Source organism: Streptomyces liangshanensis, assembly GCF_011694815.1.
Taxonomy (GTDB): Bacteria; Actinomycetota; Actinomycetes; order Streptomycetales; family Streptomycetaceae; genus Streptomyces; species Streptomyces liangshanensis.
In genome coordinates this window covers 6753967-6766578 of record NZ_CP050177.1, presented here as the reverse complement: position 1 = coordinate 6766578, position 12612 = coordinate 6753967, and the positions used below count along the sequence as shown (strand labels likewise).

10 protein-coding genes are annotated in these 12612 nt (G+C 71.5%); 5 read left to right on the top strand and 5 right to left on the bottom strand.

Features of this window, described 5'->3' with window-relative positions:
* Window positions 1-12: 12 nt before the first annotated feature.
* Window positions 13-648, bottom strand: a complete 636-nt coding sequence (locus HA039_RS29360; protein ID WP_167034383.1) for a PadR family transcriptional regulator — start codon at window positions 646-648, stop codon at window positions 13-15.
* A gap of 147 nt (window positions 649-795) precedes the next feature.
* Window positions 796-1866, bottom strand: coding sequence for a hypothetical protein (locus tag HA039_RS29355; protein WP_167034381.1), 1071 nt, complete (start codon window positions 1864-1866; stop codon window positions 796-798).
* Window positions 1867-2268: 402 nt separating this feature from the next.
* On the opposite strand from HA039_RS29355, the gene HA039_RS29350 reads away from it, so the two are divergent.
* Window positions 2269-2703, top strand: a complete 435-nt coding sequence (locus tag HA039_RS29350) for a VOC family protein (RefSeq protein ID WP_167034379.1) — start codon at window positions 2269-2271, stop codon at window positions 2701-2703.
* Between the two features lie 57 nt (window positions 2704-2760).
* Window positions 2761-3582: a PhzF family phenazine biosynthesis protein gene (locus HA039_RS29345; RefSeq protein WP_167034377.1), complete on the top strand. Its 822-nt coding sequence runs from the start codon at window positions 2761-2763 to the stop codon at window positions 3580-3582.
* A 22-nt stretch (window positions 3583-3604) separates the two neighbouring features.
* Here HA039_RS29345 and HA039_RS29340 read toward each other — a convergent pair whose 3' ends face one another.
* Window positions 3605-4384 (bottom strand): CPBP family intramembrane glutamic endopeptidase, encoded by a 780-nt coding sequence (locus HA039_RS29340; protein ID WP_167037781.1) that lies wholly within the window; start codon window positions 4382-4384, stop codon window positions 3605-3607.
* Between the two features lie 237 nt (window positions 4385-4621).
* Here HA039_RS29340 and HA039_RS29335 point away from each other — a divergent pair, with 237 nt between their 5' ends.
* Window positions 4622-6403 carry a substrate-binding domain-containing protein gene (locus tag HA039_RS29335; RefSeq protein WP_167034375.1) on the top strand — a complete coding sequence of 594 codons (1782 nt, stop codon included), beginning with the start codon at window positions 4622-4624 and terminating at the stop codon, window positions 6401-6403.
* An 87-nt stretch (window positions 6404-6490) separates the two neighbouring features.
* On the opposite strand, the gene HA039_RS29330 is transcribed toward HA039_RS29335, so the two are convergent.
* Complete coding sequence (locus tag HA039_RS29330; protein ID WP_167034373.1) at window positions 6491-8014, bottom strand: glutamate-cysteine ligase family protein; 1524 nt, start codon at window positions 8012-8014, stop codon at window positions 6491-6493.
* 510 nt (window positions 8015-8524) lie between these two features.
* Between HA039_RS29330 and HA039_RS29325 the strand changes: the two genes are divergently transcribed.
* Together HA039_RS29325 and HA039_RS29320 are read left to right on the top strand one after the other, a co-directional pair.
* Entirely contained in the window at window positions 8525-9133 is a 609-nt protein-coding gene (locus tag HA039_RS29325; RefSeq protein ID WP_167034371.1) for a hypothetical protein, read from the top strand.
* Window positions 9134-9429: 296 nt separating this feature from the next.
* Window positions 9430-9633 (top strand): DUF5999 family protein, encoded by a 204-nt coding sequence (locus tag HA039_RS29320; protein ID WP_167037779.1) that lies wholly within the window; start codon window positions 9430-9432, stop codon window positions 9631-9633.
* Between the two features lie 72 nt (window positions 9634-9705).
* Here HA039_RS29320 and gcvP read toward each other — a convergent pair whose 3' ends face one another.
* Entirely contained in the window at window positions 9706-12591 is a 2886-nt protein-coding gene (gene gcvP, locus HA039_RS29315; RefSeq protein WP_167034370.1) for an aminomethyl-transferring glycine dehydrogenase, read from the bottom strand.
* Between the last annotated feature and the right edge of the window lie 21 nt (window positions 12592-12612).

Here is a 12612-nt window from a genome sequence, read left to right as displayed (position 1 = left end):
AGCACCTTCCCCTCAGTCCTCATCGGCGAGGATCAGGTAGAGCTTCTTGCGCGCCTCGTTGGTGACGGCGAGGGCCTTCTGCCGCTGCTCGGGCGTACCGGTCTTCCAGACCTGCGCGAACGCCTCCATCAGCCCGAAGCCGGCCTGCCGGATCTCGTTGACCGTCTCCCAGTCGACTCCGCGCCCGGCCTCCTCCCACGGGGCGTCGGGCCCCGTCTCGGCCTCGGCCCGCCCGCTTTCCGTGAGCGTGAACAGCTTCTTGCCGCCCTCGCTCCTGCTCGTGATGTGGCCCTCGTCCTCCAGGAGCTGGAGGGTGGGGTACACCGAGCCGGGGCTGGGGCGCCAGGCCCCGCCGCTGCGCTCGCCGATCTCCTGGATCATCTCGTAACCGTGCATGGGCCGGTCCTTCAGCAGCGCCAGGATCGAGGCGCGTACGTCACCACGCCGCGCCCTTCCCCGGCCGCCACCGCCACCGCGCCCCCGGCCACCCCCGAAGGGACCGCCGCCGAACGGCGGGCCGAAGGGACCGAAGGCGGCGCGCCGCCCCTCGAACCCACCCCGCCCTCGCTCGCCGGGCCCGCACCGACCACCTTCCGGTCCGTGCTCATGACCGTGCGCATATCCGTGTCCGTGTCCTTGTGAACGCATCTCTACGTCCTCCTTCACCTATCGTTGATCTGTCGCGATACGCCAACGATATATCGGAACCGTACGTTTGGCAATCACGATCCGCCCTGCGGGTTCTCGATGAAGGCCGTCGGAGGGGCGAAGGAGCCGATGGCCACGCACGCCTCGTCACCTCAGCAACACGGTGACGATGAAAGGAAGTGCGCCGGCGAACATCGCCAGGAGCGTGGAGGCGAGCGTCTGGCCGTTCACGGCCGTGTTGGGACTGGCGATGACGTACGACAGCAAGTCGTTCACTCGCGCGTCCGCCTCCGAGATGTCGGAGGCACGCCGAGGTGCGCGAGGGGGCAACGCTTCCTCGAGTCGCCGGATCGAGACAGCTCTTGCCTGCTCGACGATCCACGAGAGGCGCCATTGCGAGTAGAGGCCGAAGAGCGTGATGGCGACCATGAACGTACCGGCCAGGACCCACTTGATGGTGATGAGGAGATCATTGCCGGGGTCTATTCGGGACACGTAGACGATGGGGACAAAGGCGAGGCACAAGCCTGCCGCTGCCACCAGCGTGACGAATCGGTACCAGCGGGCGACCCGCTCGAGACCGATGGTCCGCGACGGCGCGAACCACAGGAGCTTGACGTTCCGCGGGTTGGTCACGATGCGCGCCAACCGGATGGCGCGGATCATCCAATAGTTGCTGTTGGCCGCCGCGGCGCCGGTCACCACGATCACCATGTAGGAGGCGACGTCGACGAAGAGGTGGGGTGTGGTTCCCAGCGCGCGTTGAACTCCGAACATCGCGGCAACGGCCCCTACGGCGCCGAGCATGACGTATCGCCACTGGCGTTTCGCGGAGATCCCGCGGTCGATCCAGGCGTGGACCGCTACGCGGCCGGCCGGCGTCAGCATGCGGTCCAGGGAGTCACACATCGCGTGGAAGCCTCGGCAGCCCACCCATTGGCCAAGGACCACCAAGAGGTTGACCAGCGTGTAGTACAGGAGCCACATGCCGTATGCCCGGAACTTCGGCGCGGTGGTGGAGAAGAAGACCAGGTGCACGCCGGCAGCGATGTACGGCAGCCCGACCGCCACGACAAAGGGCCAGCAGCGGTTCGCTCGCCACGTCGCCGTGGTTCCCGAAGCCCGGACACCAGCCATGCGCAGAACCACAACCTGCGCCATATCCGCGGCGTAGCGACGGTCGAGGTCCCCCTGGTTCGGCACGTAGACCTCCGTCACCCGACAGCCCGTCACCTTGGCGGACGATCGAGCGTCGCAGTTGGCGTGAGACCGCGAGGACAGAGGCGAACCGCGAGGTCATCAAGGTCCATGCCGCTGTACGACAATATCCGTATCTGTCGCGAGGGTGCCGCGCCGGAGTGGGGCAGCTGCCACTGGCCGTACGTGGCGGATCCAGGTGCCGGACCGTTCAGCGCCGTGCGGGCATGACGAAGCCTCTGCCGAGCGGACGTCTATGCACCCCGCCGACAGACAAGTCCAGCTCAATGGCGTGGGCCCAGCCTGATCAACTGTGCCCACAGGCGCCCCACCGCGTCCCCTGCGCGGCGAACTCCCCATCAGCTCGACCTCGCTGTCATAACTCACTTTCGGCGGACGGCACCCGGCCCCTAGGCTGAGCCGATGACGTCGATCAAGAAGTTCCAGGTCACCTTCGACTGCGCGGAGCCCGAGCGCCTCGCCCGGTTCTGGTGCGAGGTGTTGGGGTACGTCGCCCCGGCGCCGCCCGAGGGGTTCGCCACCTGGGACGACTTCAACCGCACACAACCGCCCGAGGAGCGCGACGCGTGGTTCTCGTGCGCCGATCCCTCCGGGGCGGGTCCGCGCCTGTTCTTCCAGCGCGTGCCCGAGGGGAAGGCCGCCAAGAACCGGGTCCATCTCGACGTACGGGTCGGCACCGGGCTCGTGGGGGCGGAGCGCCTCGCCGCACTGGAGGCCGAGTGCGCGCGACTCCTCCCGCTCGGCGCCGTACACGTGCAGACGCTCTACGCCGACGACAAGAACGAGTCGTGCATCCCGATGCTGGACATCGAGGGCAACGAGTTCTGCATCGACTGAGGGCCGGCCCAAGGGCCCCGCGCGCGTTCCGAGGGGCCGATCGCCTACCGTCGGCGCATGCGGATCCGAATCGTCGACGCCTTCACCGACCGCCCCTTCGCCGGCAACCCGGCGGGGGTGCTGCTCCTGGACACGGCCGGGTTCCCCGACGACGGGTGGCTGCTGCGGGTGGCCGCGGAGGTGAACCTGTCGGAGACGGCCTTCGCGCATCCCCTGCCGGACGGTGGCGACGCGGACTGGGCGCTGCGCTGGTTCACCCCGCTCACCGAGGTCGACCTGTGCGGCCACGCGACCCTGGCCACGGCCCACGTGCTGCGCACCACCGGCCGGGCGGCCGGACCCCTCCGCTTCGCCACGCGCTCGGGGATCCTGGGCGCCACCGCGCACGAGGACGGGTCGGTGACGCTGGACTTCCCCACCTCGGCGCTGATTCCGGTGGAGACCCCGGAGGGCGTCGGCGCCGCGCTGGGGGCCGAGCCCGTGTCGGTGCACCTCACCTCGGAGCGGATCGGCGACCTGCTGGTGGAGCTGGCGGACGAGCGGACGGTACGGCGGCTCGCACCCGATCCCGGGCGGCTGGCCGCTCTCGCGCGGCGCGGCGTGGTGGTGACCGCCGCCGCGGAGGACCCGGCGGGTGGCTACGACTTCGTCTCGCGCGGCTTCTTCCCCGCCGTGGGGATCGACGAGGACCCGGTGACGGGCAGCGCGCACACCGCGCTCGCCCCGTTCTGGTCGGCGCGGCTGGGACGTACCGAGCTGACCGGTCTCCAAGGAGGGGTCCGTACGGGAACGGTCCGTACGTCCCTGCGCGGTGACCGCACCCTGCTCACCGGCCACGCGGTCACGGTCATCGACGGCGAGCTGCTCAGCACGCCTTAGGCCGTAGAGGGCACGGAAGGCCCTACGCCGTCGGCAGCCACCCCACCTTGCCGGCCAGCAGCGCGTATCCGACGAACGCCCCGATGTCGAGCAGCGAGTGCGCCACCACCAGCGGCCCCACCCGCCCCCAGCGCCGGTAGAGCAGGACGAAGACGACGCCCATCACCATGTTGCCGAGGAAGCCGCCGATCCCCTGGTACAGGTGGTACGAGCCGCGCAGCACCGAGCTGGCCACCAGGGCCGCCATCGGCGTCCACCCCATTTGCCCGAGGCGTCGCAGCAGGTAGCCGACGACGATGACCTCCTCCAGCACGGCGTTCTGCACCGCCGAGAGGATCAGCACCGGGAACTTCCACCACACACCGGGCAGCGACTCGGGCACCACCGTCAGGTTGAAGCCCGCCGACTGCGCCACCAGGTAGAAGGCGAGTCCCGCGCTGCCGATGCCCGCCGCGACGAGCGTGCCGCGCCCGAGGTCGGGTCCCGGCCGCGTGCGGTCGAAGCCGAGGTCCCGCAGGCCGCTGCGCTCCCTGAGCAGGAAGTGGGCGACGAGGACGACCGGCACCAGGGCGGTCGTGATGCCGAACAGCTGCCAGGCAAGATCGAGCCACGGCCGCCCCGGGGCCGCCGACGAGTTGAGCGAGGCCGCCTGGTCCCGGAGCGCGCCGGGCCGGGTCACCGAGCCGATGAAACTGATCAGCGCCGACACGCCGCTCGCGCCCAGCGAGAGCGCCAGGACGAGCACCGTCTCGGACCGGAGGATCCGCCGCTGGGCGTCCTCCTCGGGAAAGGAACCGGCCACCTGATCCACGTCCGCCCGCACACCTGCCTCCAGTTGAGTATTCCCGCCTCATGCCACTTGCCGTGCCGCTAGGGTCTCGAATGCGGGTACGAAGATCGCGCGCGACAGGCCGGGGGACGGCCGCCGTTCAGCGGCGGGGTACCCCCTCTTCTACACCCATCGAGCCGCACCCTTCGCGCCCACCCCTGTCTTCGAGCCCGCCCCTGTTCACCCCTCACGAAGGAGGGCGCCACCGCCATGGGACGTCACAGCTTGCCCGACGACAGAGCGGCGCGCCCTGCCGGACCCCGGCCCCCGCGCCGCCGCGGCGTCGCGATCGCCACGGCTCTCGTGCTGACGGTGGTGGCGGGGGCGGCCGTCGCGGTGGCGACCGGCGCGCTCTCCTCCGGCGGCGCCTGCGCGGACGTCCCGGTACGGCTGCGCCTGGTGGCCTCGCCCGACATCGCGCCCGCGCTGCGGGCCGTCGCGGACCGCGCCCGCGCGGACCGGGTGACGTCCGACGGGCGCTGTCTGGACGTCCGGGTCGTCGCCCGGGACAACTACCGGGTCGCGAGCGCCCTCTCGCGCGGCGCGGCGGCCCCGGACTTCGAGATCTGGGTGCCCGACTCGGGCCTGTGGGTGGACCGCGCGGAGAGCGTCGGGGACGCCGCGTCGCTGACCCCGGCCGGCAACGTGGCGCTCTCCCCGGTCACCTTGGCCGCCGTGCCCGCGACGGCCGCGGCACTCGGATGGCCCAGGAAGACGTACACCTGGGCGGGGCTGACGACGGCCGCGGCGGAGCGGGACCGGCGGCTGCTGGGCGCGGCCGACCCGGCGCGCAGCGCGACCGGCCTGCTGGCGCTCACCAGCATCGCCCGGTCCTCGCGCGACGGCGGCCCGGGCGGGGACACCAGGGCGGCCGCCACCGCGAAGCTCCTGTCGCAGCGCGTCACGGACTCCGACGGCCAGGTGCTCAGGACGCTGGCCGAGGACGACTCGGGCGCGGAGAAGGGCAACCCCCGGCGCAACGAGGCGGTGCTGCTCTCCGAACAGGCCGCCTTCGTCCACAACTCGGGCGGCAACGGCGCCGCGAGCCTCCAGCTCTTCTACCCCACCGACGGCGCGCCCGCCCTGGACTACCCGTACAACCTGGTCGACGAGTCGGAGCTGACCACCGACGAGAGCCGCGCCGCGATGCGGTTCATGGCGCTGCTCACCGACGACGCCTCGTACCGCACGCTGGAGGACCACGGCTTCCGAGCGGGAGCGGCGGACGCGCCCGTGGACGCGGCGCTGGTCGGTACGGCGGGTGGCCGCGCCCCCCAGCCGTACGACACGGACGACGCCAGGCCCCCGACGGCCGAGGAGGTCCGCCGGACGCTCGGCCTGTGGACCGTCACCGTGCAGAGCGCCCGGCTGACGACGGTCGTGGACGCGTCGGGCTCGATGGAGGCGCCGGTCCCCGGGCGCGGCGGCCAGAGCCGGATGGACGTCACCAAGGCCTCGCTGCTCCAGGCGCTGGCGCAGTTCACGCCCGAGGACGAGATCGGGCTGTGGAAGTTCGCGACCCGGCTGGACGGGGCGAAGGACTACGTGAAGGTGCGGGAGACGGCCCGGCTCGGTGACGCGGCCAAGGGCGGCGGCACCCACCGCGAGGAGCTGTCGGACGCCTTCTCCGCGCTGGAGCCGGTCCCCGACGGCGACACGGGTCTGTACGACACGGCGCTGGCGGCGTACGAGGAGGCCCAGGCCTCGTACGTGAAGGGCAAGTTCAACGCCGTGGTGCTGCTGACGGACGGCACCAACAAGGACGCGCGGAGCATCTCGCGGGCCGCGCTGGTCAGCCGGCTGCGGGCGCTCGCGGATCCCACCCGTCCGGTGGCGCTGATCGGCGTCGCGGTCGGCCCCGACGCGGACCGGGCGGCGGTGCACGAGATAGCCAGGGCGACCGGCGGCGCCGGGTACGAGGTGAGCGATCCGGGCGACATCCAGGCGGTGATCCTCCAGGCCATCATGGCGGTCGGCGAGGAAAAGCCCTGAGCGCCGACAAGCCCTGAGCCCCCGGAGGCTCCGCGTCCGCCCCGAGGCTCCGGAGGACCCGCGTACCGTACGCCCCCACGCCCCCGGTCAGGCCGGGCCGCCGCCGCCCGGCGCCGGGAGCCCGGTCGGCCAGGTGTGCACGGGCTCCCCGCGGTGCATCAGCTCGCTGTAGCGCCGGGTGGTGGCGGCCAGCGCGGCCTCCCGCCCGAGCCCCTCGTCCCGCGCCCGGTGGTAGGTGTCCACCTGCCAGGAGGCGCCGTTCACCCGGAGCTTGCACCGTTCCTCGATCACCCCGAGGTAGAAGTCGCGGTCCGCCGGCTCGACCTGCCATGCGTCCAAACCCGCCGCCGCCAGGGGGAGCAGTTCGTCCCGTACGAGCTTCACGGCCGGCACGGTGGTGATACCGGTCCCCCGGCCGGGGCGCGGCCAGCGCAGCTCCGCGTCGATGCCATGCCGGCACGCGGTCTCGAAGTTGGCGGCGGCCGCGTCGAACGGCAGCCGCTTCCACACCGGCCGTGTGTCGTCCGCGAGGGCCCGCACCAGCCCGTAGTAGAAGGCGGCGTTGGCAATGACGTCGGTGACCGTCGGTCCCGCGGGCAGGACGCGGTTCTCCACCCGCAGGTGCGGCACACCGTCGGCGACCTCGTACACCGGCCGGTTCCACCGGTAGACCGTGCCGTTGTGGAGCGTCAGCTCCGCGAGATCGGGCACCCCGCCCTCGTCCAGCGTCCGCAGCGGGTCCTCGTCGTCGCAGATCGGCAGCAGCGGCGGGAAGTAGCGCAAATTCTCCGCGAACAGGTCGTACGCGGAATCGATCCAGCGCTCCCCGAACCACGTCCGCGGCCGCACTCCCTGCGCGGCGAGTTCGGGCGGCCTGACATCCGTCGCCTGGAGGAACAGCGGCGGCCTGGATTCCCGCCACAACTCCCGCCCGAATAGGAACGGGGCATTGGCACCCAGTGCCACTTGAACCGACGCGATCGCCTGCGCGGCGTTCCACACGTCCGCGAATCGGGCGGGGGTGACCTGGAGATGCAGCTGTACGGAGGTGCAGGCGGCCTCCGGGGTGATGGACGCGGACCGGCAGGTGAGACGCTCCACCCCCTCGATGTCCAGCGCGAAGTCCTCTCCCCTGGCCGCGACCATCTGCTCGTTGAGCAGGGTGTAACGGCCGACGTCGGAGAGATTCGCGGACACCGTGTCGTCCTGGGTGAGGGTCGGCAGAATCCCGATCATCACAATGCCCGCGTCGACCTCGTCGGCCTTCCGGTGGGCATATCCGAGGCCGGCCCGCAGCTCCTCGGCCAATTGGTCGAGAACGCGCCCCTCCAGCCGGTGAGGAGCTATATTCACTTCCAGATTGAACATTCCGAGTTCGGTCTGGAAATCACCGCTCGCGATCCGTTCGAGGACCTCGCCGTTCATCATGCGCGGCATTCCGTCCGACCCCGCGAGATTGAGCTCGATCTCCAGGCCCATCAGATTCTTGGGCCGGTCGAACCTCTTCTCCGCCAGGAGCCGCCCCAGCACCGCCAGGCACTGCTGCAACTTCCTGCGGTATTTCTGCCGATCGGACAGAGCGAACCCGTCCGCCTCGACCTTCTCCCCCATCGAAGCGTCCTCCTCCAGTAGGCAGCCCCGGGCTCCGGCCGCTCGCGTCACGGTCGATAATGCCCAGACTCCGTGATCCGTAACGCCTCCTCACCCTCCGGGCAACGGGTAGAGTGGAGAGTGAAGGCACGCGGCACATTCCCCTGGCATGAAGCGCGATCCGCAGACCCGCGCAACGCTCATGGATTGTCGACGTGCCGTGGTCTTCCCTGCAGCCAGTTTCGGCCGTCCACGGGCAACCAATCGGCCCAGGCCAGCCGCTCGCGTTCCGCGTTTATCCAAGAAAACGCGGCCCCGAGACGGACCTGATTGTGCCTTGCCCGCAATATTCGCGACGGCTAGAAGAAACATGGTGTGAACACGTGTCGTATAACATCCGTGTACGAGGCAGAGAGGCGCCGCCCGGCTTTAGGGCCCCAGGCCACCCTCTGACCACGCATGCTGACAGCGCCGTCCGCACACGCACGACCTCACGCACCACCCTGTCTCCTGAGTGAGAGGCAACCCACCATGCCGCTGCATGTCCCCCCGGCCCCCGCACCCGCCCTTCGCAGCGTTCTCGCGGCACTCGGTTCCCCCACCGCCGTTCGCGAGGCCCGCACACCCGCTCTCCGGTCCGTCCAGGGACCGCTGAGCCCCGAGTTCCCCCTCCCGCTCCATGTGCTGGACCAGGTAGCTCCGAAAGGCCGTGCGGTACCCCCGGCGGGTCGTGCGCCGCGGACGAGGCTGGTCGGCTGGCGCTTCCTGATCCGCAGCGGCGACCGTGCCGTGGCCGCCGCCGACACGATGCTGACCGCGGACGGCTGGGCGTTCTCACGCTTCTTCGAGGGCCCCTACCTGGCGTCCACGGAGCGGGCGCTGCGCCACGCGGAGACCCTGGGGACGTCGTACCAGCCACGGCTGCTGTCGGTGCCGGAGCTGTACATGATCACGCTGTGGCTGCACAGCGACACGGAGGCCGACGCGTCCGAGGGCTCGCCCCTGCCCGCCGACATCCTGGTGCCGCTCGCCCCGGCCCCGCCGGGCATCGCCGCCCACCGTCCGCACGGCGTCGCGGAGTTGCTGCCGATGATCGGGCTGAGACTGGCCCCGGCGCCGCTGCTGCGCACGCCCGCCTGACCTGCGTACCCGCTGCCACGAAGCCCCGCGACCCGGCCGGTCGCGGGGCTTCGCGCGTGCCGCTCCCCCGCACTCCACCGGCGCCGGTACGTGAACCGGCCGGTCGGGCGGACAAGTTGAACTGAACCGTCCGGCCGGGTGACGCGTCCTTGGCCAGAAGGAAGTGCTGCCGTGAAATACCTGCGGATCGCCGTCCGTGGGGCAACACTAGGACCGGACCATCAGATACGGGGGAGGCGGCCATGACCTCATCGAGCCGCAGGACACTCACCACGACGCAGCGAAAGAACCCAGCCATGTGCCAGCACCAGCCCGTGTGCCCGTCCGCAGACTCCGCCGACCGGGACGCCGCCCGTCTGACGGCCCACCATCCGGAGCAGGGCTGGAGCCTGCTGTGCAACGGCGTTCTGGTCTTCGAGGACACCGGTGAACTCCTGCCCGACGGACGGATCATCGCGCCGCACCGCCCGCGCGGCGAGCAGGCCGTGACGGCGGCCTGAGCCGGCGCGCGACCGCGTGCCACCGGCGACCCCGCCCGCCCGTGGCACGCACGGGCGAGCGGGGTCGCGCTGTCAGTGGTCGTACGCGTCCATCGGCGGGCAGGAGCAGACCAGGTTGCGGTCGCCGTACGCGTCGTCGATCCGGCGCACCGGCGGCCAGTACTTGTCCGCGGCCGAGACACCGGCGGGGAAGACCGCCTCGGCGCGGGTGTACGGGTGGTCCCACTCCCCGCCGAGCGCCGACGCCGTGTGCGGCGCGTTGCGCAGCGGGTTGTCGTCCGCGGGCCACTCGCCCGAGGCGACCTTCTCGACCTCGGCGCGGATCGCGATCATCGCCTCGCAGAACCGGTCCAGTTCGCCCAGGTCCTCGCTCTCGGTCGGCTCGATCATCAGCGTGCCGGCCACCGGGAACGACATCGTCGGCGCGTGGAAGCCGTAGTCGATCAGCCGCTTGGCGATGTCGCTGACACTGACGCCCGTCGCCTTCGACAGCGGGCGCAGGTCCACGATGCACTCGTGCGCGACCAGGCCGTTGGGGCCGGTGTAGAGCACCGGGTAGTGCGGCTCCAGGCGCTTGGCGATGTAGTTGGCGGCGAGCACCGCGACCTGCGTCGCGTGCTTGAGGCCCTCGCCGCCCATCAGCCGTACGTACGCCCAGGAGATGGGCAGGATGCCCGCGGAGCCCCACGGCGCGGCGGAGATCGGGCCGACGCCCGTCTCGGGTCCCGCGGCCGGCTGGAGGGGGTGGTTGGGCAGGTACGGGGCGAGGTGCGACCGCACGCCGACCGGACCCACACCGGGGCCGCCGCCGCCGTGAGGGATGCAGAACGTCTTGTGCAGGTTCAGGTGCGAGACGTCGGAGCCGAACTTGCCCGGCTTGGCCAGCCCCACCAGCGCGTTGAGGTTGGCGCCGTCGACGTAGACCTGGCCGCCCGCGTCGTGCACGGCGGCGCAGATGTCGCTGATGTGCTCCTCGAACACCCCGTGCGTGGAGGGGTAGGTGACCATCAGGACGGCCAGCTCGGCGCCGTGGCGCTCGATCTTGGCGTGCAGGTCCTCGACGTCGACGTCGCCGTCCTCGCGGGTCTTGACGACCACGACCTTCATCCCGGCCATGACCGCGCTCGCGGCGTTCGTGCCGTGCGCGGAGGACGGAATGAGGCAGACCGTGCGCTGCGTGTCGCCGTTGGCCCGGTGGTACGCCCGTACGGCGAGCAGCCCGGCCAGCTCCCCCTGGGAACCGGCGTTGGGCTGGAGGGACACCGCGTCGTACCCGGTGACCTCGGCGAGCCGCTCCTCCAGCTCCCTGATCAGCGTCAGGTAGCCCGCGGCCTGCTCGGCCGGCGCGAAGGGGTGCAGGGCGGCGAACTCCGGCCAGGTGACGGACTCCATCTCGGTGGTCGCGTTCAGCTTCATGGTGCAGGAGCCGAGCGGGATCATGCCGCGGTCGAGCGCGTAGTCCCGGTCGGAGAGCTTGCGCAGGTAGCGCAGCATCGCCGTTTCGGAGCGGTGCTGGTGGAAGACCGGGTGGGTGAGGATCTCGTCGGTGCGCAGCAGCGTCGCGGGCAGCGCGTCCCCGGTGGCCGCGTCGAGCGCCTCGATGTCGGCGTCGACGCCGAACGCCGTCCACACGGCGGCCAGCTGGGCGCGCCCAGTGGTCTCGTCGCAGGCGACGGAGACGTGGTCGGCGTCGGCCCGGTAGAGGTTGACGCCGTGCTCACGGGCGGCGGCGACGACCTCGGCGGCGCGGCCGGGGACCCGGACGGTCAGCGTGTCGAAGTACGCGCCGTGCACGACCTCCGCGCCGCCGGCGCGCAGCCCCTCGGCGAGCAGCGTCGCGTAGCGATGGGTGCGCCGGGCGATGCCCCGCAGGCCGTCGGGGCCGTGGTAGACCGCGTACATGCCCGCCATCACGGCGAGCAGGACCTGCGCGGTGCAGATGTTGCTGGTGGCCTTCTCGCGGCGGATGTGCTGCTCGCGGGTCTGGAGGGCCAGCCGGTACGCCTTGTCGCCGTCGGCGTCCACGGACACCCCGACGAGCCGGCCGGGCAGCGTGCGCGCGAACTTCTCCCGTACGGCCATGAACCCGGCGTGCGGTCCGCCGAAGGCCATCGGGACGCCGAAGCGCTGGGTGGTGCCGACGGCGATGTCCGCGCCCAGTTCGCCGGGCGAGGTGAGGAGCGTCAGCGCGAGCAGGTCGGCGGCGACGGTGACGAGGGCGCCGAGCTCGTGCGCCCGCTCGACCAGGGGCCTGATGTCCCGTACGGCCCCGGAGGCGCCGGGGTACTGGAGCAGCACGCCGAAGACACCGCGCTCGGCGACGTCGGCCGGGATGCCGTCGGTCAGGTCCGCGACGACGACCTCGACGCCGGTCGGTTCCGCGCGGGTCCTGATGACGGCGATGGTCTGGGGCAGGGTGTCGGCGTCGATCAGGAAGACACCGTCCTTGACCTTGCCGGCGCGGCGGGACAGTGCCATCGCCTCGGCGGCCGCCGTGCCCTCGTCCAGCAGGGAGGCGCCGGAGGTCGGCAGGCCGGTCAGGTCGGCGACCATGGTCTGGAAGTTCAGCAGGGCCTCCAGGCGGCCCTGGGAGATCTCCGGCTGGTACGGCGTGTACGCGGTGTACCAGGCCGGGTTCTCCATGACGTTGCGCAGGATCACCGGCGGGGTGAACGTGCCGTAGTAGCCGAGGCCGATCATCGGGGCGAGGACCGTGTTGCGGTCGGCGAGGGCGCGCAGCTCCGCGAGGACCTCGGCCTCGGTACGGGCCCCGGGCAGCCCGAGCGCCTCGGCGCTCTTGATCACGTCGGGCACCGCGGCGGCGGTCAGCTCGTCCAGCGAGCCGTAGCCGACCTGCGCGAGCATCTTCGCCTGGGCCGCCCCGTCGGGCCCGATGTGGCGCTGCTCGAAGGGGACGCCACGCTCCAGCTGGGAGAGCGGAATGCGGTGGTCGGTCATGTTGGGAGGCCTCCTGGTCGT